Origin of the sequence: Streptomyces sp. NPDC029526, from assembly GCF_040637405.1 — a bacterium.
Lineage (GTDB): Bacteria > Actinomycetota > Actinomycetes > Streptomycetales > Streptomycetaceae > Streptomyces.
Map to the genome: position 1 here is coordinate 1,107,058 of NZ_JBEZWE010000002.1, position 25,166 is coordinate 1,132,223.

The window sequence follows — 25,166 nt, forward strand, 5'->3', positions numbered from 1 at the left end:
CAACTAACGCTCCTGCTGGTGAGTGGGCCGCGGGAAGCTGCCGGTCTGGGTGGACCCGGCCTGACGCCCCTGTGCGATACCCCGACGAAGATTGGTCAGCCGTCCGCGCACGTCGTCCGGTGCGCGGGAGACCTGCGGACCGCTCTGGTGCGACTGCTGCTGAGCCGTGCCCGGGACGAGGTTCGCCCGGGGCACCCGGCGCGGCAGACCGGAGGTGGTGACGCCACCCGCGGCCGGCTGCCGGACCCGCTCGGCCTGCCGGACCAGCTCGTCGTTGGGCGAGCTGCGCCAGGAGGCCGTGTCGGACCGCTGGGGGCCGGTGGGCCCCTGCGGCTGCTGCTGCGGGGCGGCCGGGGCCGGGCCCGCGCCCTGCTCCGGCTGCTGCCGGCCGGCACCGCGGAACCAGTTGGTCTCCAGGGTGTCGTACAGCGGGGTACGTCCGTCACCGGGGCCGGTCGCCGGGGGCAGCGCCTCCGGCTCGCGGGCCGGCCGCTGCTGCGGGGCCTGCGGACGCGAGGCGCCGAAGCCGCCGCCGTGCGCGCCGTTCACCTGCGGACGTTCGAACTGACCGGTGGCCGCCGGGTCAGCGGCACCCTGCCGCCCCGGCAGGGCGTGACGCCCGGTGTTGCCGCCGCCCTGGCCGGGCGCCGGGAACTGGCCGGTGGAGGCGTTGTCGTAACCCTGCGGGACGGGGAACTGCCCCGTCTGCGCCGGGTCCTGCCGGTGCTGCTGGTCCGAGGGGGCGCCGAAGACGTCGCCGCGGACGAAGGGGTCGCCGCCCTGGGCGCGGTCCGCGCCGGGCTGCTCGAACTGGCCGGGGTGCCGGCCGCCGTCGGCCCCGGGCCCGGCGAACTGGCCGGTGTGCTGCGGGTTCGCGGCGGGTCCGTCGATGCGCGGCATGGCGGCCGTGCGCGTGACGTCCGACTCGTCGTGACCGCGTGGCGCGTCGTGCGCCGGACGCGGGGGCACCTGCGGCTGGGCGTTCTCGTCGCTCCAGCTCGGCACCCGCTGCTGCTGCTGCGGCTCCCCGCCCGGCAGCTCCGGCCGTGCGCCACCGCGCGGCGGCAGCTGCGGCCGACGGCCCCGGTCGGCGTTGTCCTTGCCGCGCTGCGGCGGCACCGGTGCGCGTCCGCCGAAGGCGTCCTGGCCCTGGGCGCCGCCCGGGCCCGCGGCCTGCAGCCCCTGCGGGGCGCCCGGAGCCTGGCCGCCGAAGCCGGCGCCCGCCGGAGCGGGACGGCCCTGCGGCGCGGACGGCGCGCCGCCCTGCTCGAACAGCGACGGTCCGGAGGAGGCCGGCTGGCCCTGCGGTCCGCGCGGGGCGCCCGGAGCACCGGGCCGTCCGCCGCCGTCGCGCGGGGGCAGCGCGGCCCGCGGAGCCTGGCCGGCGCCGAGCCGGCCACCACCGGGCGCACCGGCGCCGAGCGCGGGGCCACCGGACTGGCCGGCCCCGGCGGCACGCCGGGCGGCGGCGGCACCGGCGGCGGCCTGCGCGGCGGCGGGACCGCCCTGGCCCGGCTGACCCGGCTTGCCCTGCGGCTTCTTGCCGCCCTGGGCGACGTCGACGGGCAGCATGACCAGCGCGGTCGTACCGCCGGAGTCGGACGGGCGGAGCTGGATGCGGATGCCGTGGCGCTGCGACAGACGGCCGACCACGAACAGACCCATGCGGCGGGAGACGGAGACGTCCACGGTGGGCGGCGAGGCGAGCCGCTCGTTGATCGCCGCCAGGTCCTCCGGCGACAGACCGATACCGGTGTCGTGGATCTCGATCAGCACCCGCCCGTCGGGCAGCGCGTGACCGGTGACCTTCACCTTGGTCTGCGGGGAGGAGAACGAGGTCGCGTTCTCCAGCAGCTCGGCGAGCAGGTGCACGAGGTCGTTGACGACCCGGCCGGCCACTTCGGTGGTCGGCACCGACGACAGTTCGATGCGCTCGTACTGCTCCACCTCGGAGGCGGCGGCGCGGAGCACGTCGACCAGCGGGACCGGGCGCGTCCACCGGCGGCCCGGCTCCTCACCGGCGAGGACCAGGAGGTTCTCACCGTTCCGGCGCATACGGGTGGCGAGGTGGTCCAGCTTGAACAGCGAGGACAGCTGGTCCGGGTCGGCCTCGCGGGACTCCAGCTCGGAGATCAGCGACAGCTGGCGCTGGATCAGACCCTGGGAGCGGCGCGAGAGGTTGGTGAACATCGCGTTGACGTTGCCCCGCAGCAGGGCCTGCTCGGCGGCGAGGCGGACCGCCTCGCGGTGCACGTCGTCGAAGGCCGCGGCCACGCGGCCGATCTCGTCCCGGGAGTGCACACCGACCGACTCCACGGACGTGTCGACGTCCTGCGGGTCGGACTCGGACAGCTGCTTGACCAGCTCGGGCAGGCGTTCCTGGGCGACCTTGGTCGCGGTGTCCTCCAGGCGCCGCAGCGAGCGGATCATGGAGCGGGCCACCACGAAGGCGCCGACCAGGGAGACGCCGAGGACCAGCAGGATCAGCAGACCGGAGATGATCGCGTCGCGCTCGGTGGCGCTGCGCAGCTCACGGGCCTTCTGCTCCATCTCCTCGAGCAGCGTGTGCTCGATGTTCTTCATCTGCTGGAGCTTGGTGCCGCTGTCGTCGAGCCAGTCGCGGTAGGACCGCTTGTTCATCGACTTCAGGCCGTCGCGGCTGCTGAGCGCGCGGGTGGCGTACTTGTCGGTGGCCTGGATGGTGCTGTTGCCCTCGGTGATGGGCAGGAGCAGCTCCACCGCGTCGGCCTCGCCGTAGACCGCCTTGAAGGAGTCGAGCTCGATCCCCTCGCTCTCCTGCGCCGACTCGCCGTAGAGGCGGTCGTTCTCCGAGAGGTCACCGAAGGTGGTGTTGCTGGCCGGCAGCGCCGCCGCGAGGATCGCGCGCTGGACCGAGGCGTACTCCTTGGCCGCGGAGAAGGACGCGAGCGCGCGGGTGCGCTGGATCATCTCCGGGTTGCTGGTGGCCTCCGCCATGTCCTGGGAGAGGTCGACCAGGTTCTCGATCAGGCGGTGGTACGCCTCGACGGTCTGCGTGGCGTTGCGCTCCTGGCTGTAGGCCGAGTTGCGCGTCTTGTTGAGGTTGCCGAGCTGGGCGACGATCTGCACCAGGCTCTCGCGGACGCCGCTGAGGTTGCCGTCCTCGGTGGTGTCGATCCGCTCGGAACTGTCCAGGAAGTTCCGCATCGCCCGGTCGGTCTTCTCCCGGGTGCCCTTGACGGTGAAGTCGGAGGGCTTGGCGCCGTGCGCCAGCGGGCCGGCGGACTGGTCGCGCTCGTCCTGGAGCTGGGCGGCCAGCTCGGTGGCCTGCTTGGTCATGTCCGTCAGCAGCTTCATGTTGTCGAGCTGCTGGATGTCGTCCATGGACTGGTCGATACGCAGGGCGCCCAGCGAGGTGGCCGCGACCACCGGGAGCGCGAGCAGCGACACCAGTCGGGTGGAGATGCGCCAGTTGCGCAGGGCTATTCGCGGCCCCGGACCCGTCGGTCCCTTCGGCGGCCGCGCCGGGGGCGGGCCCTCCGGTCCGTCGGTCCCGGACGTGCCGGGGCGGTCGCCGCTGTCGCCGGCCGTGGGCCGGCCCGGAATCTGGGCGTGCTGGGGCGAGGAGCTGCCTGGCATGGGGCCAGTCCCGCCGTGCGGCTCCGGCTCCGCCGAAGCGCTGCCATCCCTCTTGAAACGTCCCTGCACTAGCGTCGCAACCTCTGGACCAGGCACCCCTCCGCGTGAACGGCTGGGCACGGTGTCGGCGTCTTGAGGGCGCCCTGAATACGCCCCCGTGGTGGTCGTGAGTGACCGGCGCGGGTTCCCCCATCTCGCCGCCACTCGGCGCGTCGGTGCGCCCCCTGTGCGCCGGCTCGATCCTGCGGCGGTCCGAGGAATTCCAGCACAGTGCAGGATCTCCAACAAGGCCCGTGGACCGAGCCGTGACATACGTGACACCCCGTGAGTGAGGTATCACGAGTAGTGGATCAGTATTCGGGCCGGAACGGACGAAACCCCGCGAGTCGTACGGGGGAGCCGGGTGTCCCAGTCGCCATGATCGGGAGCGGAATGATGGCTTCAGGTGCCGAATGTCCGTTTCGGCGGCGGAAACCGGCCGTCCGGATTGGCTGGAATGTCCGTCCGCCCGTGAGGAAACTCACACGTGGATCATCCCGTCCCGGCGTCATCGGCGGGGAATTGCATGTTTAGCCTGACGCTTTACAGGGATGGCAGAACCGTCAACCCGCGTCCGACCGGGACCATTCGGACCCGGCGGGCGCCCTCGAGCAGAACAGGGTCCAGTAAACAGTGAAGACGACGACGATGTTCCACAAGATCGCCAACCCGCGACGCACGACGCTGGCCCACCTCGACGGCGCCGACGACCTGCAGACGCCGGCCCAGCAGGAACACGCCGTCGAACTCCCGGCCAGGACTGCCAACCCCAAGCGCACCGTCCTCATGGAGATCCCGGTCGCGGCCGCCGCCGCGCACTGACACCGACACCGGTCAGTACGCACGCCGGGTGCCCCTCGTTCAGCGGGGCGCCCGGCGCTCGTGCGTCCGGACCCGGCACCCCGCCGCGTTAGCCTGGAGCGTCAGACTCCAGCCGGCTCAGTCAAGGGGACAGGCATCCCGTGCGCATCGCCAGATTTTCCATCGACGGGAACGTCGCCTTCGGTGCGGTCGAGGGCGACCGGCAGGACGAACTCGTCCTGAACATCATCAAGGGCATCCCGTTCGCCGACTTCGAGCTCTCCGGCACCAGGGTCCCGCTGAACAAGGTCAGGCTGCTGCCCCCGGTGCTGCCCAACAAGGTCGTGGCCTTCGGCCGCAACTACGCCGAGCACGCGAAGGAGATGGGCAACGAGGTCCCCGACGCCCCCTTCGCCTTCCTCAAGCCCGCCACCTCGGTGATCGGCTCCGGCGACGAGATCCAGTACCCCTCCTTCTCCCAGGAGCTGCACCACGAGGCCGAGCTGGCCGTGGTCATCGGGCGGATGTGCCGCGAGGTCCCCCGTGAACGCGTCAAGGACGTCGTGTTCGGCTACACCTGCGCCAACGACGTCACCGCCCGCGACGTCCAGCGGCGCGAGAAGCAGTGGGCCCGCGCCAAGGGCTTCGACACCTCCTGCCCGCTCGGCCCGTGGGTGGAGACCGGCCTGGACCTCGCCGCCGCGGGCGACCTGACCATCCAGCTGACGGTCGACGGCGCCCAGCGCCAGCTCGGCCGCACCAGCGAGATGATCCACTCCATCGAGGACCTGGTCGTCAACATCTCCGAGGCCATGACCCTGCTCCCGGGCGACGTGATCCTCACGGGCACCCCGGCCGGCGTCGGCCCCCTCCACGTCGGCGACGAAGTCGCCGTCACCATCGAAGGCATCGGCACTCTCACCAACAAGGTTGTCAAGCGTGGCTAGCGCACCCGGCTCGTCTCCCGTACGCGTCCGTTTCTGTCCCTCGCCCACCGGTAACCCCCACGTGGGCCTGGTCCGCACCGCCCTGTTCAACTGGGCGTTCGCCAAGCACCACGGCGGCACCCTGGTCTTCCGCATCGAGGACACCGACGCGGCCCGCGACTCCGAGGAGTCCTACACCCAGCTGCTCGACGCGATGCGCTGGCTGGGCTTCGACTGGGACGAGGGCCCCGAGGTCGGCGGCCCCCACGCCCCGTACCGCCAGTCCGAGCGCATGGACGTCTACCGGGACGTCGCGGCGAAGCTGCTGGACGCCGGGCACGCCTACCACTGCTACTGCTCCCAGCAGGAGCTGGACACCCGCCGCGAGGCCGCCCGCGCCGCCGGGAAGCCCTCCGGCTACGACGGCCACTGCCGTGAGCTGACCGACGCGCAGGTCGAGGAGTACCGGGCCCAGGGCCGCGAGCCGATCGTCCGCTTCCGCATGCCGGACGAGGCGATCACCTTCACCGACCTGGTCCGCGGCGAGATCACCTACCTCCCGGAGAACGTCCCGGACTACGGCATCGTGCGCGCCAACGGCGCCCCGCTGTACACCCTGGTCAACCCGGTCGACGACGCCCTGATGGAGATCACCCACGTCCTGCGCGGCGAGGACCTGCTCTCCTCCACCCCCCGCCAGATCGCCCTCTACAAGGCGCTGACGGAACTGGGCATCGCCAAGGAGACCCCGGCCTTCGGTCACCTGCCGTACGTGATGGGCGAGGGCAACAAGAAGCTCTCCAAGCGGGACCCGCAGTCCTCGCTCAACCTCTACCGGGAGCGCGGCTTCCTCCCCGAGGGCCTGCTCAACTACCTCTCCCTGCTCGGCTGGTCGCTCTCCGCCGACCGGGACGTCTTCTCGGTCGAGGAGATGGTCGCGGCCTTCGACGTCACCGACGTGCAGCCCAACCCGGCCCGCTTCGACCTCAAGAAGTGCGAGGCGATCAACGCCGACCACATCCGGATGCTCGACGTGAAGGACTTCGCCGAGCGCTGCCGTCCGTGGCTCCGCGCCCCCTTCGCCCCCTGGGCGCCGGAGGACTTCGACGAGGCCAAGTGGCAGGCCGTCGCCCCGCACGCGCAGACCCGCCTGAAGGTCCTCTCCGAGATCACCGACAACGTCGACTTCCTGTTCCTGCCGGAGCCGGTCTTCGACGAGGCGTCGTGGAACAAGGCGATGAAGGAGGGCTCCGACGCCCTGCTGCGCACCGCCCGGGAGAAGCTGGAGGCCGCCGACTGGACCTCCGCCGAGTCCCTGAAGGAGGCCGTCCTGGCCGCCGGCGAGGCCCACGGCCTCAAGCTCGGCAAGGCCCAGGCGCCCGTCCGCGTCGCCGTCACCGGCCGCACCGTCGGTCTGCCGCTGTTCGAGTCCCTGGAGGTCCTGGGCCGGGAGACCACGCTGGCCAGGATCGACGCGGCGCTGGCGAAGCTCGCCGCGTAACCCACCCGCAGCGCACCGACACGGGGCGGCGGCCGTCACGGCCGCCGCCCCGTGCCGCGCGTGCCCGGGCCCGCGGACCCTAGGCTGGTGGCATGGGGATCCGGGCCGTCGTCTGGGACGTGGACGACACACTCTTCGACTACACCACCGCCGACCGCGAGGGCATGCGCGTCCACCTGGCGGCCGAGGGGCTGCTCGCCGGGTACGGGTCGGCCGAGGAGGCCCTCGTGCGCTGGCGGGAGATCACCGAGGCCCAGTGGGCGCGGTTCGCCGCCGGCGAGGTGGACTTCGTCACGCAGCGGCGCGACCGCACCCGGGTGTTCCTGGGGCGGGAGCTGACCGACGACGAGGCCGACGCCTGGTTCCAGCGCTACGTGAGGCACTACGAGTCCGCCTGGAGCCTCTTCCCGGACGTGCTGCCCGTGCTCGACGCCCTGGCCGCCAGCCACCGCCACGCGGTGCTCTCCAACTCCAGCCAGCACGTCCAGGACCGCAAGCTGCGCGTCCTCGGGGTGCACGACCGCTTCGAGGCCGTCCTGTGCGCCGCCGAGCTGGGCGTCTCCAAGCCGGAGCCGGGCGCCTTCCTGGCGGCGTGCGACGCCCTGGGGCTGCCGCCCGGGGAGGTGGCGTACGTGGGGGACCACCCGGAGATCGACGGCCGCGGGGCCGCCGACGCGGGGCTGCTGTCGGTGTGGATCGACCGCTCCGGCGACCGGGCGAGCGTGGAACCGCCCGAGGGCCCGCGCCGCATCGCCTCCCTGGCCGAACTCCCCGCCGTCCTCGGGGGCCCGGATACTCGTTTTGGAGCCCCGTCCTCCTTCGGGTAATGTTCTTCCTGCGCCGAGGGGCGCCGGTCACCGAGCCGGAACCCCGGGCGCACAGCTAGAACAAGATCCCCTCCGGGGCTTGCGTTCCAGTGGCCTATGGTGTAATTGGCAGCACGACTGATTCTGGTTCAGTTAGTCTTGGTTCGAGTCCAGGTAGGCCAGCTCGCAGAGCTCATCTGCACCGCGGATCACATCCGCAAGCCCCCGTTGTGTAGCGGCCTAGCACGCTGCCCTCTCAAGGCAGTAGCGCCGGTTCGAATCCGGTCGGGGGTACAGATCCATCCCGCGAAGGCAGTCCGGGTAGCTCCCGCTGCCCTCGCGGTGACAACACCCGGCTACGGCCGGGTGGGGATCGCCAGGGCCCCCGTTGTGTAGCGGCCTAGCACGCCGCCCTCTCAAGGCGGTAGCGCCGGTTCGAATCCGGTCGGGGGTACTGACTGGTCTAAACCACATTGGTCTATGGTGTAATTGGCAGCACGACTGATTCTGGTTCAGTTAGTCTTGGTTCGAGTCCAGGTAGACCAGCAGGATCCGCGGCAACGCGTGATCCACGCCCCCGTTGTGTAGCGGCCTAGCACGCCGCCCTCTCAAGGCGGTAGCGCCGGTTCGAATCCGGTCGGGGGTACACGACACGAAAGCCCTCCACCTCGGTGGGGGGCTTTCGCGTGTTCCCGCTCACCCGGCCTCACCGTGCCGGGCCGACACCGCCTCCCGGACCGGCGGTGCGAGCGAGAAGCGCCGACCGGACCGGAACAGCAGCGCACGGCGGAGGCCACGGCCCGCCCCCTCCGGGTCCTGCCCCGGAGGCGCGCACCGGCCCGCGCACGAGCCGTCCTTGGGCCCTCCGGGCACCAACTCCCCGTCGGTGGCACGGGGCGGACGAGAAGCGGGACCGAACGGCAGGCGCGCGGGCTGCCCGGGAGGCCGGGTGCCGTCGCCCGGGGACGCCGGGTGAGCCGGGCACCGCCCGCGGGGCACGACCCGGCGGGACGGGCGCGAGGGCCGGGGAAACGGCGGCGCCGCCGGTGGTGGCCGGCGGCGCGTGGGGCCGGGAGAGGGTCCGCCGCGGCGTTGAGGCGGGCCCGTCCCGGCGATCGGGCGGGGGAGAGGGGTCAGGAGCGGCGCAGCGCCTCGGAGAGGCGGCCGGCGGCGTCGATCACGGCCTGCGCGTGCATGCGCCCCGGGTGCCGGGTCAGGCGCTCGATCGGACCGGAGACGGAGACGGCGGCGACCACGCGGTTGGACGGCCCCCGCACCGGTGCGGAGACGGAGGCGACCCCGGGCTCCCGCTCGCCGATCGACTGGGCCCAGCCGCGGCGCCGCACGCCCGACAGGGCCGTCGCCGTGAAGCGGGCGCCCTGCAGGCCGCGGTGCAGCCGCTCCGGCTCCTCCCAGGCGAGCAGGATCTGCGCGGAGGAGCCGGCCTTCATCGTCAGGGTGGATCCCACCGGCACCGTGTCCCTGAGCCCGGACAGGCGCTCCGCCGCGGCGACGCAGATGCGCATGTCGCCCTGGCGGCGGTAGAGCTGGGCGCTCTCGCCGGTGACGTCCCGCAGGTGGGTCAGCACCGGGCCCGCCGTGGCGAGCAGGCGGTCCTCACCGGCCGCCGCGGCCAGTTCGGCCAGGCGCGGGCCGAGGATGAACCGGCCCTGCATGTCCCGCGCCACCAGACGGTGGTGTTCCAGCGCCACGGCCAGGCGGTGGGCCGTGGGTCGTGCCAGTCCGGTCGCCCCGACCAGTCCCGCGAGGGTGGCCGGGCCGGACTCCAGAGCGCTCAGGACGAGGGCCGCCTTGTCCAGAACGCCGACGCCGCTACTGTTGTCCATGAAACGATACTTGCGTCTCACTCTGTGAAACGCAAGTTCAATTTTCCGTGGAACCCGCCACTCTTGAAACACGGAAGCAACGCGGCCCGTGGACACGAGCGTGGACATCAGGGCCTGGTGGCGGACGCCCGGCTGACAGGGGATACGGGCGCCTCGCCTCCGCACAGATCTCTAGTTGGGCCGGCGCCGAGTGCGTGCCGGCCGGAGGGAAAGCGATGGGTAGGACACTCGCGGAGAAGGTCTGGGACGACCACGTCGTCCGGCGCGCCGAGGGCGAGCCCGATCTCCTCTTCATCGATCTGCACCTGCTGCACGAGGTGACCAGCCCGCAGGCCTTCGACGGTCTCCGCAAGAGCGGCCGCCGGGTGCGCCGCACCGACCTCACCATCGCCACCGAGGACCACAACACCCCGACCCTGGACATCGACAAGCCCATCGCCGACCCGGTCTCCCGGATCCAGCTGGAGACGCTGCGCAAGAACTGCGCCGACTTCGGCGTCCGGCTGCACCCGCTGGGCGACGTCGAGCAGGGCGTGGTGCACGTGGTCGGCCCGCAGCTGGGACTGACCCAGCCCGGCATGACCGTCGTCTGCGGCGACTCGCACACCTCCACCCACGGCGCCTTCGGCGGACTCGCCTTCGGCATCGGCACCTCCCAGGTCGAGCACGTGCTGGCCACCCAGACGCTGCCCATGGCCCGCCCGAAGACCATGGCGATCACGGTCAACGGCGAGCTGCCCGACGGCGTCACCGCCAAGGACCTGATCCTGGCGATCATCGCGAAGATCGGCACCGGCGGCGGTCAGGGCTACGTCCTGGAGTACCGCGGCGAGGCCATCGAGAAGCTGTCGATGGAAGCCCGGATGACCATCTGCAACATGTCGATCGAGGCCGGCGCCCGCGCGGGCATGATCGCCCCCGACGAGACCACCTTCGCCTACCTGGAGGGCCGCCCGCACGCCCCCCAGAGCGAGGACTGGGACGCGGCCGTCGCCTACTGGAAGACGCTGAGGTCCGACGACGACGCCGAGTTCGACGCCGAGGTCGTCATCGAGGCCGCCGAGCTGTCCCCGTTCGTCACCTGGGGCACCAACCCCGGCCAGGGCGCGCCGCTTTCGGCGTCGGTCCCCGACCCTGCTTCGTACGAGGACGCCTCGGAGCGGCTGGCCGCCGAGAAGGCCCTGGAGTACATGGGGTTGGAGGCCGGGCAGCCGCTGCGCTCCATCGGTGTGGACACCGTCTTCGTAGGCTCCTGCACCAACGGCCGCATCGAGGACCTGCGGGCCGCCGCCGAGATCGTCAAGGGCCGCAAAGTCGCCGACGGCGTACGCATGCTGGTCGTCCCCGGCTCCGCGCGGGTCGGTCTGCAGGCCGTCTCGGAGGGCCTGGACGTGGTCTTCAAGGAGGCCGGGGCCGAGTGGCGGCACGCGGGCTGTTCCATGTGCCTGGGCATGAACCCCGACCAGCTCGCCCCCGGTGAGCGCTCCGCCTCCACCTCCAACCGCAACTTCGAGGGCCGGCAGGGCAAGGGGGGCCGCACCCACCTGGTGTCCCCGCAGGTCGCCGCGGCCACCGCGGTCCTCGGTCACCTGGCCTCCCCGGCCGACCTCGCCGACGCCGACGCCCGTACGCCCGCTGGAGTCTGATCAGTCATGGAAGCATTCACCACCCACACCGGCCGGGCCGTCCCGCTGCGCCGCAGCAACGTCGACACCGACCAGATCATCCCCGCCCACTGGCTCAAGAAGGTGACCCGGGACGGGTTCGAGGACGGGCTGTTCGAGGCCTGGCGCAAGGACCCGGAGTTCGTGCTCAACCGCCCCGAGCGGCAGGGCGCCACGGTGCTCGTCGCCGGCCCCGACTTCGGCACCGGCTCCTCGCGCGAGCACGCCGTCTGGGCGCTGCAGAACTACGGCTTCAAGGCCGTGATCTCCTCCCGCTTCGCCGACATCTTCCGCGGCAACTCGCTGAAGAACGGTCTGCTCACCGTGGTCCTGGAGCAGGCGACGGTGGATGCCCTGTGGGAGCTGACCGAGGCCGACCCCACCGCGGAGATCACCGTCGACCTCGAGTCCCGTGAGGTGCGCGCCGAGGGCATCACCGCCGCCTTCGAGCTCGACGAGAACGCCCGCTGGCGGCTGCTGAACGGCCTGGACGACATCTCCATCACCCTGCAGAACGAGGCGGACATCGCCGCGTACGAGGAGCGGCGCCCGTCGTTCAAGCCGCGGACGCTCACGGCCTGACCGCCGGGCCGCGAAGTCCTCGCGGCAGGTCGACTTTCGGCCACCGAAACGCCCGTCCGTACCCCCGATCCCACCGATCGGGGGTACGGACGTTTCTGCTCCCCCGCGCGTCCGCACGCGACCGAGGTGGCCCGCAACTTCCCACGTTATGGCGGTTGTTGCCTGGGTACACGTGTCATGTGCCCGTGACCCCCGCCCGCTCCCGCACGGCTGTCAGCAGCGGCAGTTACCCCCTGCGGGGGCGACAACTCGCCCCAGATGGCACAATCTGTGCATGGAACACGACGGCCAACTCGAGCTCTACGCGGCGGTCGCGGTCCGGCTCAAGGAAGCGCACGCAGGGGTGCGCGCACTGCAAGTCCCGGAGGGCGTACGGATGGCGCTGACCCGGAAACTGCTGGTCATCACGGCCGTGGCCAAGCACGATCTCGCCACTGCGGCAAGGCGTCTGGAGCGGTTCATCGCGGACCTCGACGAGGGTCGATTCCCCGAAGAGGAACGCTGAGCCAGCCGAGACAACCGAGTTCGTTGCGGCACAAGGGTGATAAGCCCGTTTCGTGTTTGATTTGCGGTATATATCTGCCTAACGTGCGAAAACGCTTGAACAGATTCGTTCCGGCGATGTCTCCGAAGGGGAAGACGTGAACAAGGCGCAGCTCGTAGAAGCGATTGCCGACAAGATGGGCGGCCGGCAGCAGGCCGCCGACGCTGTCGACGCGGTACTGGACGCCATCGTCCGCGCCGTGGTGGCGGGAGACCGGGTCTCGGTCACCGGCTTCGGCTCGTTCGAGAAGGTCGACCGTCCGGCCCGCTACGCCCGCAACCCCCAGACGGGCGAGCGGGTTCGGGTCAAGAAGACCTCCGTTCCGCGTTTCCGGGCGGGCCAGGGTTTCAAGGACCTGGTCAGTGGCTCCAAGAAGCTCCCGAAGAACGACATCGCCGTCAAGAAGGCCCCCAAGGGCAGCCTGTCCGGCCCGCCCCCCACGATCTCCAAGGCCGCGGGCAAGAAGGCCGCCGCCAAGAAGGCGACGGGGGCGTCGAAGACCACCGCGGCCCGCAAGACGGCGGCGAAGAAGGCACCCGCCACCAAGACCGCCGCCGCGAAGAAGACCACGGCGAAGAAGGCACCCGCCAAGAAGACGGCGAGCACCGCCAAGACCACCGCGGCGAAGAAGACGGCCGCCAAGAAGGCCCCGGCGAAGAAGGCCACGGCCACGAAGGCGCCCGCCAAGAAGTCGACCGCGCGCAAGACCACCGCCAAGAAGACCACCGCCCGCAAGAAGTAGCCGCGCACGGGCGGCACTCACGCGCCGGGCCGGACTCCGACCGGGGAGTCCGGCCCGCGGCGTGTCCGGGCACCGCCGACGGGCTTCCGGGGGCGACGGGCGTCCGGCGCGACGGGAGTCCAGGTACGACGGGAGTCCGTGACGGGCGTCCGCGGGCGAAGGGTTTCCGCGGGCGGTGATCAGAAGGTGTACAGGGTGACGAGCGTGATCCGCCGGGCGTCGCCGTCGCCCTCCGTCTCGATGCGCACCCGCTGCCCGGGCCGCAGCAGCCGCAGGCCCCCCGCGTCGAACGCCGGGGCGTCGAAGGGCACCGGGGTGCCGTCGTCCAGCAGCACCTGGCCGCTGCGGCTCTCCGGGTCGTAGGTGTACGCCGTCGCCTGCATGCCCGGCAGCCTACTGCCCGGACATCGACAGGCGCGCGGCGGCCGCGGCCGTGCGGGGCCCGGTCCCGAGCGCCAGGGCGGCCCGCAGGTCCGCGCCGGTGTCCACGTCCTGCCGCACGGAGTCCACGCCGCCGGGGCTCAGTTCCACCGCTCCCGACGCCCGGTGCCGGGCCCGGGAGCCGACACCGAAACAGGGCAGCAGTTCCCGCCCGGGGGCGGCGGACAGCAAGGTGGTGCCACTGCCCGCCGCGTCACTGAGGAAAGCCCGCGGAAAAGCGGAGGCGGCATCGAGGACCCGGGACAGTTCCGCCGGCCGCAGAGCCGGGAGATCGGCGTTGAGCGCGGCCACCGCGGCCGCGGGCCGGCGGGCCCGGACCACGTCCGCGCCGTGCGCCAGGGCGGCGTTCAGGCCGTCGCGCGGCTCGTCGGGGACGACGCCCGCACCGAGTGCGGCCAGGGCGCGGCCGGCCGGTCCGTCGTCCGTGACGACCACCACACCCCCGACCGCCGGGCACGCCAGCGCGGCCGCCACCGTGTCCAGGGCGAAGGCCAGGGCGAGATGGGGGCGCAGCCCGTCGTCCGCGGCGTCCGAGAGCCTGCTCTTGGCCCGGGCCAGCGGCTTCACGGGTACCACCAAGGTCCACTGCACGAGTGTTACGTCCCTCTCTTGTCCCGGTCATTGTCCCCCGGCACACCCGGCCCCCGGCCCGCCGGGGCGTACCGTGTTCTCGACAGACCGGCGGCCCGGGGCGACACTTGTGCGGCCCGCCTGGCCCCCGGGACCAGGCTCTAGAGGAAGGTGTCCTTGTGCCGCGCCGCAGAATCGGCTTCTGGTACCGCTTCGCCGCGGTGATCTGCAAACCGCCGCTGGTGGTACTGATCAAGCGCGACTGGCGCGGAATGGAGAACATTCCGGCCGACGGTGGATTTATCACCGCGGTGAACCACAATTCGCACATCGATCCCTTCGCCTACGCGCATTTCCAGTACAACACCGGACGCGTTCCGCGATTCCTCGCGAAGAGCGGGCTTTTCAAGAAGGGATTCGTCGGCGCCGCGATGCGCGGTACCGGCCAGATCCCGGTGTACCGCGAGAGCACGGACGCCCTCAGCGCCTTCCGGGCCGCCATCGACGCCGTGGAGCGGGGCGAGTGCGTCGCCTTCTACCCCGAGGGCACCCTCACCCGTGACCCCGACGGCTGGCCGATGACCGGCAAGACCGGTGCCGCCCGCGTGGCCCTGCAGACCAAGTGCCCGGTCATCCCGGTCGCCCAGTGGGGAGCCAACGAGATCCTGCCGCCGTACGCCAGGAAGCCCCGGCTGCTGCCCCGCAAGACCCACCGCGTCCTGGCCGGTCCGCCGGTCGACCTGGACCGCTTCTACGACCGGGAGATGACCCCGGAACTGCTCAAGGAGGCGACCGAGGCGATCATGGCCGCCATCACCCGCCAGTTGGAGGAGATCCGGGGCGAGAAGGCCCCCGGGACGCCCTACGACCCGCGCCGCGAACGGGTCGAGCAGCGCCGCAGGACCCGGGCGCAGCGGCAGACGCAGAACAAGACGCGGACGCCGGGACGGAACCGGGCGACCGGGGAGCAGGCGGCCGGGGGACGGACGACGGCCGAGCGGACCGCCCCGGACGGCGGCGGCGCCGCGCGTGAGGAAGGGCTGGGCACGTGAGCAAGCCGGTCAAGGCCGCGGTGTTCGGCACCGGATCCTGGGGCACCGCGTTCGGCATGGTCCTCGCCGACGCGGGCTGCGACGTCGTGCTGTGGGGCCGGCGCACCGAACTCGCGGAGGCGGTCAACTCCACCCGCACCAACCCCGACTACCTGCCGGGCGTGGAGCTCCCGAGGAACCTGCGGGCCACCACGGACGCCGCCGAGGCCGCCAAGGACGCCGACTTCACCGTCCTCGCCGTCCCCTCGCAGACCCTGCGCGGCAACCTCGCCGACTGGACGCCGCTGCTCGCGGCCGACACGGTCCTGGTGTCGCTGATGAAGGGCGTCGAACTCGGCTCCGCCATGCGGATGAGCGAGGTCATCGAGGACGTGGCCCGGGTCGGCGCCGACCGCGTCGCCGTCGTCACCGGACCCAACCTGGCCCGCGAGATCGCCGCCCGGATGCCCGCCGCGGCCGTCGTCGCCTGCGCCGACGAGACCGTCGCGCGGCGGCTCCAGACCGCGTGCCACACCCCGTACTTCCGCCCGTACACCAACACCGACGTCATCGGCTGCGAGCTGGGCGGCGCGGTGAAGAACGTGATCGGGCTGGCCGTCGGCATCGCGGACGGCATGGGCCTCGGCGACAACGCCAAGGGCTCGCTCATCACCCGCGGGCTCGCCGAGACCACCCGGCTCGGCGTCGCCCTGGGCGCCGACCCGCTCACCTTCTCGGGCCTGGCGGGCCTGGGCGACCTGGTGGCGACCTGCTCCTCGCCGCTGTCGCGCAACCACACCTTCGGCACCAACCTCGGCAAGGGCATGACCCTGCAGGAGACCATCGCGGTCACCAAGCAGACCGCCGAGGGCGTCAAGTCCTGCGAGTCGGTGCTGGATCTGGCCCGCCGCCACGACGTCGACATGCCGCTCACCGAGACGGTCGTCGGCATCGTGCACGAGGGCAAGCCGCCCGTGGTCGCCCTCAAGGAGCTGATGTCGCGCAGCGCGAAGCCCGAACGACGCTGAGCGACCGCCCGGCCGCACCCGGCCGGGTGCCGGACGGCACGGCCGATTCCGCGGCGTTGCGGGCGCTGTGTCGGGGCACCGCCAACGGGTAGTCTCGTCGCGATATGAGCACCGAGAACCTCCCCCAGAGCCCCGAGCAGCCGCCGCGCAAGCCGCGCGTGGCCGTCGTGTTCGGCGGGCGCAGCTCCGAACACGGGATCTCCGTGGTCACCGCGGGCGCCGTCCTCAAGGCCATCGACCGGACCAAGTACGACGTCCTGCCGATCGGCATCACCCGGGACGGCCGCTGGGCCCTCACCGCCGACGACCCCGAACGCATGGCCATCGTGGACCGCAGGCAGCCCAGCGTGGACCAGCTCGCGGAGTCCGCCGACGGCGGTGTGGTGCTCCCCGTCGACCCGGCGAACCGCGAAGTCGTCTACAGCGAACCGGGCTCGGTGCCCAAGGCGCTCGGCGAGGTCGACGTGGTCTTCCCGGTGCTGCACGGCCCCTACGGGGAGGACGGCACCCTCCAGGGCCTCCTGGAGCTGTCCGGCGTCCCCTACGTGGGCTCCGGGGTGCTCGCCTCGGCCGTCGGCCAGGACAAGGAGTACATGAAGCGGGTGTTCGCCTCGTTCGGCCTCAAGGTCGGCCCCTACGTGGTGATCCGGCCGCGCGAGTGGGAGCGCGACGAACCGGCCGCCCGCAAGAAGATCGTCGACTTCGCCGCCGAGCACGGCTGGCCGGTGTTCGTGAAACCCGCCCGCGCGGGCTCGTCCATCGGCATCACCAAGGTGGACGGCCTCGCCGGTCTGGACGAGGCGATCGCCGAGGCCCAGCGGCACGACCCGAAGATCCTGGTGGAGGCGGCCCTGCACGGCCGCGAGATCGAGTGCGGGGTGCTGGAGTTCGAGGACGGCCCGCGCGCCTCGGTGCCCGCGGAGATCCCGCCGCCCGACGCGCACGCCTACTACGACTTCGAGGCCAAGTACATCGACTCCACGCCCGGTCTGGTGCCCGCCCCGCTGACCGACGAGCAGACCGCCGAGGTGCGCCGGCTCGCTGTCGAGGCGTTCGACGCCGCCGCCTGCGAGGGGCTGGTGCGCGCGGACTTCTTCCTCACCGAGGACGGCGAGTTCGTGATCAACGAGATCAACACCATGCCCGGCTTCACACCGATCTCCATGTACCCGCAGATGTGGCAGGCCACCGGCGTCGGTTACGCGGAGCTGGTGGACCGCCTGGTGCAGGCCGCGCTGCGCCGCTCGACCGGCCTGCGCTGACCCGCGCACGGCGGGCCGCCCGGCCCGCGGCGACCGCGAGCGCCCGGCCCGGTGCTCAGGGGGCGATCCCTTCGGGGATCGCCTTCTTCACGGCCGGGGCCAGGTCGACCAGCACGCCCGTGCCGTCCCGTCCGTCGCTCACCCGCACCTCCACGTAGGCCTCGCGGAGGGCGGTGGTGAACCGGTGCGTGTCCCCGTCCTCCCGCTCCATCAGCCAGTCGACGCCCTCGACCCCGCCCGCGACCGCCTCCGGGTCGTGGCCGCTCGCCACCCGGGGGTCGGTCATCTTCGGCGGCCGGTCCACACCGCACCGCAGTATGATCGCCACGCCGCCCCAGCCCGCGGTCAGTTCGGACGCGGGTTCGGGATCGTCGCGCTTCTCGCCGTCCACCACGTCCGGCAGGACGTCGTCCAGGTTCCGGCAGTGTTCGGCGACCTTCGCGTCCGGACGGGGAACCGCCACGGACGCGTCGTCGCCCGCCGGGGAGCAGCCCGCGACGGAGAGCAGCGCGGCGAACGCGGGCAGCAGGGCGAGCCGGTGACGGAAGGAGTTCACCGGCACAGGGTAGACGGGGGCTACAGATGGACGACCGGGCAGGTCAGGGTGCGGGTGATGCCGTCCACCTGCTGGACCTTGGCGACCACCATGCGGCCCAGGTCGTCGACGGTGTCCGCCTGGGCGCGGACGATCACGTCGTACGGCCCGGTCACGTCCTCGGCCTGGATCACCCCGGAAATCTTGCCGATCAGATCGGCGACGGTCGACGCCTTGCCGACCTCCGTCTGGATCAGGATGTACGCCTGTACCACGGAACCTCCACAGCGGCCACGAGGATCATGTGGGGAAAAGGAACGCCACGGTATCGCGTCGCCGCTCGCCGCGGGGAGATGTGCGGGGACCGGGCCTTGCGCGCCGGGGGTCCGGCAGGAGAGAAGTGGACGGTCACCTCGACCGTAGCGAGCGGACAGAGGACTCGCGACCGGGAACGGACAGGGACAGAAGGGGAGCAAGGGAAATGAAGGGCACTGTTGGTGAGCTCGGGGAGTTCGGGCTCATCAGGGAGCTCACCTCCCGTCTCACCACCACCCCGGCGGTCCGGGTCGGCCCCGGCGACGACGCCGCGGTGGTCGCCGCACCCGACCGCAGGGTCGTGGCCAGCACCGACATCCTGCTGGAGGGCCGCCACTTCCGCCGCGACTGGTCCACCGCCTACGACGTCGGCCGCAAGGCCGCGGCCCAGAACCTCGCCGACATCGCGGCCATGGGCGCCGTGCCGACCGCGCTGCTGCTCGGCCTCGTCGTCCCGTCGGAGCTGCCGGTCACCTGGCCCAGCGAGCTGATGGACGGGCTGCGCGACGAGTGCCAGGTCGCGGGGGCCGCGGTGGTCGGCGGCGACGTGGTGCGCGGCGATCAGATCATGGTGTCGATCACCGCGCTCGGCGACCTGCGCAACCAGGAGCCGGTGACCCGGGGCGGCGCCCAGCCCGGTGACCTCGTGGCGGTGACCGGCTGGCTCGGCTGGTCCGCCGCCGGCCACGCGGTCCTGTCCCGCGGCTTCCGTTCCCCGCGCGCCTTCGTGGAGGCGCACCGACGGCCCGAACCGCCGTACCACGCGGGCCCGGCCGCGGCCGGACTGGGCGCGACCGCGATGTGCGACGTGAGCGACGGCCTGATCGCCGACCTCGGGCACATCGCGGAGGCCAGCAAGGTGCGCATCGACATCCGCTCCGGCGCCGTCGACATCCCCTCCCAGATGAACGACATCGGCCAGGCCGTCGGCGTCGACCCCATGCAGTGGGTACTGACCGGGGGAGAGGACCACGCCATCGTGGCGACCTTCCCGCCGGACGTGAAGCTGCCCGCCCGCTGGAAGGTGATCGGCGAGGTGCTCAACCCCTCGGCGCTGCCCCAGGTGACCGTCGACGGGGCGCCCTGGACCAGCAAGGGCGGCTGGGACCACTTCGGGGACATCGAGTCATGAGCGCGGGGACCGCACCGCCCCGGGTGCTCACCGTGGCCGGGTCCGACTCCGGCGGCGGAGCCGGCATCCAGGCGGACCTGAAGACGATGCTGGCGCTCGGCGTGCACGGCATGAGCGTGCTCACCGCGGTGACCGCGCAGAACTCGCTCGGCGTGCAGGGCGCCTGGGAACTGCCGGTGGAGGCGGTGCGGGCCCAGTACCGCAGCGTGGTGGACGACATCGGCGTGCAGGCGGTCAAGACCGGCATGCTGGCGTCGGCGGAACTGGTCGGGGCGGTGGCCGAGCTGATCGCCGGCACGGACGTGCCCGCCGTCGTGGACCCGGTGGGGGTGTCCAAGCACGGGGACGCGCTGTTGGCCGCCTCCGCCCTGGACTCGGTGCGCACCAGGCTGCTGCCGGCCGCGACCGTCGCCACCCCCAACCTCGACGAGGTCGAGCAGCTCACCGGCGTCCGCGTGCGCGCCGAGGAGGAGATGCGGCGGGCGGCCGACGCGGTGCTGGAGTTCGGGCCGCGCTGGGTGGTGATCAAGGGCGGTCACCTGCGGGGCGAGGCCGTCGACCTGCTGACGGACGGCACCGAGGAGCACTGGCTGCGCGCCCCGCGCCACGACAACCGGCACACCCACGGCACCGGGTGCACGCTGGCCTCGGCCATCGCCTCGGAGCTGGCCAAGGGCCGGACGGTGCCGGAAGCGGTGGCCGGCGCGAAGGCGTACGTCACCGGGGCGCTGGCCGCCGGGTTCGCCCTGGGCGGCGGCATCGGCCCGGTGGACCACGGCTGGACCTTCCGGCAGCCGGGCCGCTGAACACGGGCGGCAGCGGGAGCCGGCAGTCGGGCCGCAGAACACGCGCGGCAGCGGGAGCCACCGACGGGCGGGCGGCCGGACGGCGACCGTGGCGGTCACCGTCCCGAGATGCGGGCGCGGCGGCCCCCTGCGCTCACGCGCGGCGGCACGGCAAAAAGCCGGTCCACCTGGGGGTGGACCGGCTCAGTGCGGCGGAACCGGGTGTGGCAGCGCGCTCAGCGGAAGCGTCAGCGCGAGACCTTGCCGGCCTTGATGCACGAGGTGCAGGCGTTCACGCGCTTCGGCGTCCCGCCGACCACGGTACGCACACGCTGGATGTTCGGGTTCCAGCGACGGGACGTACGGCGGTGCGAGTGCGAGATGTTGTTGCCGAAGCCCGGCCCCTTGCCGCAGACGTCGCAGTTGGCAGCCACGGGTCACTCCAAAGACTTCAGATGCACTTACGGTTGATCCCGGCATGCCGGGATCACGATCCGGGAACTCCGGGGAGTCCGTCGGATCCGAGTGGCGGTGCCAGGGGGAAGGCCCGATCGGATCGGGCAACCGGAGCAGCATACAACGGCTGCACCCGTAGAACGAAACTACCATGACGGCCCCCGCCCCCCGCCCGGCCCTCCTGGGGCGGTCCGGCCCCCAAGGTCTACGCTGCGTGCCACGGCCAGCAGCTCAGGGAGGCGCGGTGGCGCAGGTGCCGCAGACATTCTTCGATGCTCTCGCGGTGCGTGCGTGGTGCGGCCTCGCGCTGGACGCACTGGGACGGGCGCGCGAGGAGATCGACGCCATCAACGTCTACCCCGTCGCCGACGGGGACACCGGCACGAACCTGTACCTCACCGTCGAGTCCGCCGCCGCGGCCGTCGAAGCCGTGTTCGAGGGCCACGAGGCGGGGGCCGCGACCGGCCCCGGAGCCGCCCCCGGCGCGGGCTCCGGGCCGACCCTGGCCGACGCCGCGCGGGCCATGGCGCACGGCGCGCTGATCGGCGCCCGCGGGAACTCCGGCACCATCCTGGCCCAGCTGCTGCGCGGCATGGCCCAGGTGCTGGCGGGGGACGAGGCCGCCCCCCACGCCGACGGGCAGGGCCTGCGGCACGCCCTGCGGCACGCGGCCGACTCGGCCCGCCGGGCGGTGGCCCACCCCGTCGAGGGCACGGTCCTCACCGTCGCCGCGGCCGCCGCCGAAGCGGCCGCCGGAGCCGAGGGCGACTGCGGCGCGGTGGCCCGGGCCGCCCACGAGGGGGCCCGCACCGCCCTGGCCGCCACACCGGACCAGCTGGCCGTGCTGCGGCGCGCGGGAGTGGTGGACGCGGGCGGCAGGGGCCTGGTCGCGGTGCTCGCCGCCCTGGTCCAGACGCTCACCGGCGAGACACCGGGCGGGACCGGCGGCGGAGGCCGGGCGGTGCCCCGGACCTCCTTCGCACCCGTCCCCGGCTGCGGCCCCGGGGAGTGCGCCGACCCCGCGACGGACCCGGAAGGGGCGCCGACCGCCGGGCCCGCGTTCGAGGTGATCTACCTCCTGGAGGCGGACGACGACGCCGTCGCCCGGCTGCGCCGACGGCTCGACGGCCTCGGGGACTCGCTCGTCGTGGTCGGCGGCGACGGGCTGTGGAACGTCCACGTGCACGTCGACGACGCCGGAGCCGCCGTGGAGGCCGGGGTCGAGGCCGGCCGACCGTACCGGATCCGGATCACCCACTTCGGCGCCGCCGACGTCCACACCACCGGCGCCGAACGTCCGGCGGCCCCGGACCGCCCCCTGCGGGCCGTCGTGGCCGTGGTCCCCGGGGAGGGACTGGCCGGTCTGTACGCCGAGGCGGGCGCGACCACCGTGCCGTCCCGGCCCGGCGAACCGCCCGCGAGCGGCGAGCTGGTGCAGGCGGTGCGCCGCTCCGGCGCGCGGGAGGTCGTCCTGCTGCCGAACGACGCCGACCTGCGCCACACCGCCGCCGCAGCGGCCGAACAGATCCGCGCCGAGGGCATCAGGGTCGCCCTCATCCCGACCCGCTCCGCGGTCCAGGGCATCGCCGCGCTCGCCGTGCACGAGCCGGAACGCCGGTTCGACGAGGACGTGGTGTCGATGACGTCCGCGGCGGGCGCCACCCGCTACGCCGAGGTCACCATCGCCGAGCGCCAGTCCTGGACGATGGCGGGCATCTGCCAGGCCGGGGACGTCCTGGGACTCATCGACGGCGACGTGGCCGTCATCGGCCAGGAGGTCGCGGACACGGCGACGGCCGTCCTGGACCGCATGCTCGCGGCCGGCGGCGAGATGGTCACCCTGGTCCTCGGCGACGAGGCCCCCGACACCGTCGCCGCCCACCTGGAGAACCGGGTCCGCGAGGGCTATCTGGCCGTCGACACGGTCGTCTACCGCGGCGGCCGGCAGGGCGCGCTGCTCCTCATCGGCGTGGAGTGAACGATCGGCCACGGCCACTGTCACTGCCACGGCCACTGCCACGACCACGGCCACGGCTCCCCGGCTCGAAGCGGCCCGGGAGCGACGTGAAGGCCGGTCCCGTCCGGCGGAGAGGGCGAGGAGGACAGGGAGGGCGGGGAAGGTCCGACCGAGTCGTCCCCGTCCCGACCACCCCGCCGACCAGCGGTTTCACCGGACCGGCCGGGCCGTTCGCGGACGCGCGTTCCCGCATTGTCGGTGCCGTGGTGTGCAATGGATCTCGTGCCCGCACTGGAAGAACCACTGAAGAAGGTGCTCGGCCCCGCCACCGCGAAGGTGATGGCCGAGCACCTCGGCCTGCACACCGTAGGCGACCTGCTGCACCACTACCCGCGCCGGTACGAGGAGCGCGGCCAGCTCACGCACCTGGCCGACCTCCCCATGGACGAACACGTCACCGTGGTCGCCCAGGTCGCAGACGCCCGCCTGCACTCCTTCGCCTCGTCCAGGGCCCCGCGCGGCCGGGGCCAGCGTCTGGAGGTGACCATCACGGACGGCCACGGCCGCCTCCAGCTGGTCTTCTTCGGCAACGGCGTCCACAAGCCCCACAAGGAACTCCTCCCGGGCACCCGCGCGATGTTCGCGGGCAAGGTCTCCCTCTTCAACCGGCGCCTCCAACTGGCCCACCCTGCCTACGAGTTGCTGCGCGGCGACACCGAGGAGACGGTGGAGACCTGGGCCGGCGCGCTCATCCCGATCTACCCCGCCACCGCCAAGCTGGAGTCCTGGAAGATCGGCAAGGCGCTCCAGACGGTGCTGCCCAGCGCCCAGGAGGCCGTCGACCCGCTCCCCGCCTCCCTGCGGGAGGGCCGCGGGCTGCTGCCGCTCCCCGAGGCCCTGCTGAAGATCCACCGCCCGCACACCCCGGCCGACATCGAGGACGCCCGCTCCCGCCTCAAGTGGGACGAGGCCTTCGTCCTCCAGGTCGCCCTCGCCCGGCGCCGCCACGCCGACGCCCAGCTCCCCGCCGTCGCCCGCCGGCCGAAGCCCGACGGCCTGCTCGCCGCCTTCGACGACCGTCTCCCCTTCACCCTCACCGAGGGCCAGCAGAAGGTGTCCGGCGAGATCTTCCGCGACCTGGCCACCGAACACCCGATGCACCGGCTCCTGCAGGGCGAGGTCGGCAGCGGCAAGACCATGGTGGCCCTGCGCGCCATGCTCGCCGTCGTCGACGCGGGTGGCCAGGCGGCGATGCTCGCGCCCACCGAGGTGCTCGCCCAGCAGCACCACCGCTCGATCACGGAGATGATGGGCGAACTGGCCAGTTGGGGGCTGTGGCGCGAAGCGCCTCCTCAGAAGGGCGGTGGCGGGCGACGGGAGGGCGGCATGCTCGGCGGTGCGGAGGACGCCACCAAGGTGGTGCTGCTGACCGGGTCCATGGGGGCGGCGGCCCGCCGCCAGGCCCTGCTCGACCTGGTCACCGGCGAGGCCGGCATCGTCATCGGGACCCACGCGCTCATCGAGGACAAGGTCCGGTTCCACGACCTGGGGCTGGTCGTGGTCGACGAGCAGCACCGCTTCGGCGTCGAGCAGCGCGACGCCCTGCGCGGCAAGGGCAAGCAGCCCCCGCACCTCCTCGTGATGACCGCCACACCCATCCCGCGCACCGTCGCCATGACCGTCTTCGGCGACCTGGAGACGTCCGTCCTGGACCAGCTCCCGGCCGGGCGTTCCCCCATCGCCAGCCATGTCGTCCCGGCCGCCGACAAGCCCCACTTCCTGGCCCGCGCCTGGGAACGCGTCCGCGAGGAGGTCGAGAAGGGCCACCAGGCCTACGTGGTCTGCCCCCGCATCGGCGACGAGGACGACGACCCGAAGGCCGCCAAGAAGAAGGCGGCGACCGGGGCCGGCGGGGAGGACGCCGACCGGCGCCCGCCGCTCGCCGTCCTGGAGGTCGCCGACCAGCTCGCCGCCGGCCCCCTGAAGGGCCTGCGCGTGGAGGTCCTGCACGGCAGGATGCAGCCCGACGACAAGGACGCCGTGATGCGCCGCTTCGCCGCCGGCGACACCGACGTGCTGGTCGCCACCACCGTCATCGAGGTCGGCGTCAACGTGCCCAACGCCACCGCGATGGTCATCATGGACGCCGACCGCTTCGGCGTCTCCCAGCTCCACCAGCTGCGCGGCCGCGTCGGCCGCGGCGCGGCCCCCGGGCTGTGCCTGCTGGTCACCGACATGCCCGAGGCGAGCCCCGCCAGGCAGCGGCTGAACGCCGTCGCCTCCACCCTGGACGGCTTCGAGCTCTCCCGCATCGACCTCGAACAGCGCCGCGAGGGCGACGTCCTCGGCCAGGCCCAGTCCGGCACCCGCTCCAGCCTGCGCATGCTCGCCGTCATCGACGACGAGGAGGTCATCGCCGCCGCACGGGAGGAGGCCGCGGCCGTCGTCGCCGCCGACCCGGACCTGACGGAGCTGCCGGCCCTGCGCACCGCCCTGGACGCCCTGCTGGACGCGGAGCGGGAGCAGTACCTGGAGAAGGGCTGACAGACTGGGAGCGCCACCCACCGCGCCCACCGACCTCCGC

General features: G+C 72.7%; 22 protein-coding genes and 5 tRNA genes. 20 read left to right on the forward strand and 7 right to left on the reverse strand.

Going from position 1 to position 25,166, the window contains the following annotated elements; translation table 11 throughout:
- Window positions 1-3: 3 nt before the first annotated feature.
- The gene (locus AB0F01_RS10375; RefSeq protein WP_362092179.1) at window positions 4-3,687 is read right to left on the reverse strand and encodes a nitrate- and nitrite sensing domain-containing protein; all 3,684 of its coding nucleotides are present in this window, start codon (window positions 3,685-3,687) and stop codon (window positions 4-6) included.
- A 603-nt stretch (window positions 3,688-4,290) separates the two neighbouring features.
- Here AB0F01_RS10375 and AB0F01_RS10380 point away from each other — a divergent pair.
- The 9 genes from AB0F01_RS10380 (at window position 4,291) to AB0F01_RS10420 (ending at window position 8,337) form a co-directional block, all read left to right on the forward strand.
- A complete protein-coding gene (locus tag AB0F01_RS10380; protein ID WP_362092608.1) occupies window positions 4,291-4,479 on the forward strand; it encodes a hypothetical protein in 189 nt (62 codons plus the stop codon).
- Between the two features lie 140 nt (window positions 4,480-4,619).
- Window positions 4,620-5,405 (forward strand): fumarylacetoacetate hydrolase family protein, encoded by a 786-nt coding sequence (locus AB0F01_RS10385; RefSeq protein WP_362092181.1) that lies wholly within the window; start codon window positions 4,620-4,622, stop codon window positions 5,403-5,405.
- The gene (gltX, locus tag AB0F01_RS10390) at window positions 5,398-6,885 is read left to right on the forward strand and encodes a glutamate--tRNA ligase (RefSeq protein WP_362092184.1); all 1,488 of its coding nucleotides are present in this window, start codon (window positions 5,398-5,400) and stop codon (window positions 6,883-6,885) included. Before AB0F01_RS10385 ends, gltX begins: the two co-directional genes overlap by 8 nt.
- Before the next feature lie 92 nt (window positions 6,886-6,977).
- Window positions 6,978-7,712: an HAD family hydrolase gene (locus AB0F01_RS10395; protein WP_362092187.1), complete on the forward strand. Its 735-nt coding sequence runs from the start codon at window positions 6,978-6,980 to the stop codon at window positions 7,710-7,712.
- Window positions 7,713-7,802: 90 nt separating this feature from the next.
- A tRNA-Gln gene (locus AB0F01_RS10400) sits at window positions 7,803-7,874 on the forward strand.
- A gap of 38 nt (window positions 7,875-7,912) precedes the next feature.
- Window positions 7,913-7,985: transfer RNA gene (locus tag AB0F01_RS10405), tRNA-Glu, on the forward strand.
- An 87-nt stretch (window positions 7,986-8,072) separates the two neighbouring features.
- Window positions 8,073-8,145, forward strand: a tRNA-Glu gene (locus AB0F01_RS10410).
- Between the two features lie 20 nt (window positions 8,146-8,165).
- Window positions 8,166-8,237, forward strand: a tRNA-Gln gene (locus AB0F01_RS10415).
- A 27-nt stretch (window positions 8,238-8,264) separates the two neighbouring features.
- Window positions 8,265-8,337 (forward strand) — tRNA-Glu (locus tag AB0F01_RS10420).
- Between the two features lie 487 nt (window positions 8,338-8,824).
- Here AB0F01_RS10420 and ndgR read toward each other — a convergent pair.
- Window positions 8,825-9,538: an IclR family transcriptional regulator NdgR gene (gene ndgR / locus AB0F01_RS10425; RefSeq protein WP_362092190.1), complete on the reverse strand. Its 714-nt coding sequence runs from the start codon at window positions 9,536-9,538 to the stop codon at window positions 8,825-8,827.
- 215 nt (window positions 9,539-9,753) lie between these two features.
- Here ndgR and leuC point away from each other — a divergent pair, with 215 nt between their 5' ends.
- From leuC to AB0F01_RS10445, 4 genes are all read left to right on the forward strand, one after another.
- The gene (gene leuC / locus AB0F01_RS10430; protein WP_362092193.1) at window positions 9,754-11,184 is read left to right on the forward strand and encodes a 3-isopropylmalate dehydratase large subunit; all 1,431 of its coding nucleotides are present in this window, start codon (window positions 9,754-9,756) and stop codon (window positions 11,182-11,184) included.
- A gap of 6 nt (window positions 11,185-11,190) precedes the next feature.
- Window positions 11,191-11,784, forward strand: a complete 594-nt coding sequence (gene leuD / locus AB0F01_RS10435; protein WP_362092196.1) for a 3-isopropylmalate dehydratase small subunit — start codon at window positions 11,191-11,193, stop codon at window positions 11,782-11,784.
- Between the two features lie 274 nt (window positions 11,785-12,058).
- Complete coding sequence (locus tag AB0F01_RS10440) at window positions 12,059-12,289, forward strand: hypothetical protein (RefSeq protein WP_362092199.1); 231 nt, start codon at window positions 12,059-12,061, stop codon at window positions 12,287-12,289.
- 136 nt (window positions 12,290-12,425) lie between these two features.
- Complete coding sequence (locus AB0F01_RS10445; protein ID WP_362092201.1) at window positions 12,426-13,070, forward strand: HU family DNA-binding protein; 645 nt, start codon at window positions 12,426-12,428, stop codon at window positions 13,068-13,070.
- 179 nt (window positions 13,071-13,249) lie between these two features.
- On the opposite strand, the gene AB0F01_RS10450 is transcribed toward AB0F01_RS10445, so the two are convergent.
- Window positions 13,250-13,453, reverse strand: coding sequence for a hypothetical protein (locus AB0F01_RS10450; RefSeq protein WP_362092204.1), 204 nt, complete (start codon window positions 13,451-13,453; stop codon window positions 13,250-13,252).
- A 10-nt stretch (window positions 13,454-13,463) separates the two neighbouring features.
- Entirely contained in the window at window positions 13,464-14,102 is a 639-nt protein-coding gene (cofC, locus tag AB0F01_RS10455; RefSeq protein WP_362092207.1) for a 2-phospho-L-lactate guanylyltransferase, read from the reverse strand.
- Window positions 14,103-14,260: 158 nt separating this feature from the next.
- Here cofC and AB0F01_RS10460 point away from each other — a divergent pair, with 158 nt between their 5' ends.
- From AB0F01_RS10460 to AB0F01_RS10470, 3 genes are all read left to right on the forward strand, one after another.
- The gene (locus tag AB0F01_RS10460) at window positions 14,261-15,133 is read left to right on the forward strand and encodes a lysophospholipid acyltransferase family protein (protein WP_362092210.1); all 873 of its coding nucleotides are present in this window, start codon (window positions 14,261-14,263) and stop codon (window positions 15,131-15,133) included.
- Window positions 15,130-16,140: an NAD(P)H-dependent glycerol-3-phosphate dehydrogenase gene (locus AB0F01_RS10465; protein WP_362092213.1), complete on the forward strand. Its 1,011-nt coding sequence runs from the start codon at window positions 15,130-15,132 to the stop codon at window positions 16,138-16,140. Before AB0F01_RS10460 ends, AB0F01_RS10465 begins: the two co-directional genes overlap by 4 nt.
- Before the next feature lie 104 nt (window positions 16,141-16,244).
- On the forward strand, window positions 16,245-17,402 hold the full coding sequence (locus tag AB0F01_RS10470) for a D-alanine--D-alanine ligase family protein (protein ID WP_362092216.1): 1,158 nt from the start codon (window positions 16,245-16,247) through the stop codon (window positions 17,400-17,402).
- A 55-nt stretch (window positions 17,403-17,457) separates the two neighbouring features.
- Here AB0F01_RS10470 and AB0F01_RS10475 read toward each other — a convergent pair whose 3' ends face one another.
- Window positions 17,458-17,958: a DUF3515 domain-containing protein gene (locus AB0F01_RS10475; RefSeq protein WP_362092219.1), complete on the reverse strand. Its 501-nt coding sequence runs from the start codon at window positions 17,956-17,958 to the stop codon at window positions 17,458-17,460.
- Window positions 17,959-17,978: 20 nt separating this feature from the next.
- A complete protein-coding gene (locus tag AB0F01_RS10480) occupies window positions 17,979-18,212 on the reverse strand; it encodes an Lrp/AsnC ligand binding domain-containing protein (RefSeq protein WP_362092222.1) in 234 nt (77 codons plus the stop codon).
- A 206-nt stretch (window positions 18,213-18,418) separates the two neighbouring features.
- Between AB0F01_RS10480 and AB0F01_RS10485 the strand changes: the two genes are divergently transcribed.
- Window positions 18,419-19,384 (forward strand): thiamine-phosphate kinase, encoded by a 966-nt coding sequence (locus tag AB0F01_RS10485; protein ID WP_362092224.1) that lies wholly within the window; start codon window positions 18,419-18,421, stop codon window positions 19,382-19,384.
- Window positions 19,381-20,190: a bifunctional hydroxymethylpyrimidine kinase/phosphomethylpyrimidine kinase gene (thiD, locus tag AB0F01_RS10490; RefSeq protein ID WP_362092227.1), complete on the forward strand. Its 810-nt coding sequence runs from the start codon at window positions 19,381-19,383 to the stop codon at window positions 20,188-20,190. The genes AB0F01_RS10485 and thiD overlap by 4 nt, the downstream gene beginning before the upstream one ends.
- A gap of 227 nt (window positions 20,191-20,417) precedes the next feature.
- Here the strand turns inward: thiD and rpmB are convergent, their stop codons facing one another.
- Window positions 20,418-20,603, reverse strand: a complete 186-nt coding sequence (gene rpmB, locus AB0F01_RS10495) for a 50S ribosomal protein L28 (protein ID WP_003993230.1) — start codon at window positions 20,601-20,603, stop codon at window positions 20,418-20,420.
- 266 nt (window positions 20,604-20,869) lie between these two features.
- Here rpmB and AB0F01_RS10500 point away from each other — a divergent pair, with 266 nt between their 5' ends.
- Window positions 20,870-22,603: a DAK2 domain-containing protein gene (locus AB0F01_RS10500; protein ID WP_362092230.1), complete on the forward strand. Its 1,734-nt coding sequence runs from the start codon at window positions 20,870-20,872 to the stop codon at window positions 22,601-22,603.
- 252 nt (window positions 22,604-22,855) lie between these two features.
- The gene (gene recG / locus AB0F01_RS10505) at window positions 22,856-25,126 is read left to right on the forward strand and encodes an ATP-dependent DNA helicase RecG (protein ID WP_362092233.1); all 2,271 of its coding nucleotides are present in this window, start codon (window positions 22,856-22,858) and stop codon (window positions 25,124-25,126) included.
- Window positions 25,127-25,166 lie beyond the last annotated feature (40 nt).

Excerpts from the sequence above, each read along its gene's own strand:
- AB0F01_RS10395 (WP_362092187.1), top strand. The coding sequence starts at position 6,978 with ATGGGGATCCGGGCCGTCGTCTGGGACGTGGACGACACACTCTTCGAC.
- ndgR (WP_362092190.1), bottom strand. The coding sequence starts at position 9,538 with ATGGACAACAGTAGCGGCGTCGGCGTTCTGGACAAGGCGGCCCTCGTC.
- leuC (WP_362092193.1), top strand. The coding sequence starts at position 9,754 with ATGGGTAGGACACTCGCGGAGAAGGTCTGGGACGACCACGTCGTCCGG.
- leuD (WP_362092196.1), top strand. The coding sequence starts at position 11,191 with ATGGAAGCATTCACCACCCACACCGGCCGGGCCGTCCCGCTGCGCCGC.
- AB0F01_RS10440 (WP_362092199.1), top strand. The coding sequence starts at position 12,059 with ATGGAACACGACGGCCAACTCGAGCTCTACGCGGCGGTCGCGGTCCGG.
- AB0F01_RS10450 (WP_362092204.1), bottom strand. The coding sequence starts at position 13,453 with ATGCAGGCGACGGCGTACACCTACGACCCGGAGAGCCGCAGCGGCCAG.
- AB0F01_RS10470 (WP_362092216.1), top strand. The coding sequence starts at position 16,245 with ATGAGCACCGAGAACCTCCCCCAGAGCCCCGAGCAGCCGCCGCGCAAG.
- AB0F01_RS10485 (WP_362092224.1), top strand. The coding sequence starts at position 18,419 with ATGAAGGGCACTGTTGGTGAGCTCGGGGAGTTCGGGCTCATCAGGGAG.
- thiD (WP_362092227.1), top strand. The coding sequence starts at position 19,381 with ATGAGCGCGGGGACCGCACCGCCCCGGGTGCTCACCGTGGCCGGGTCC.
- recG (WP_362092233.1), top strand. The coding sequence starts at position 22,856 with ATGGATCTCGTGCCCGCACTGGAAGAACCACTGAAGAAGGTGCTCGGC.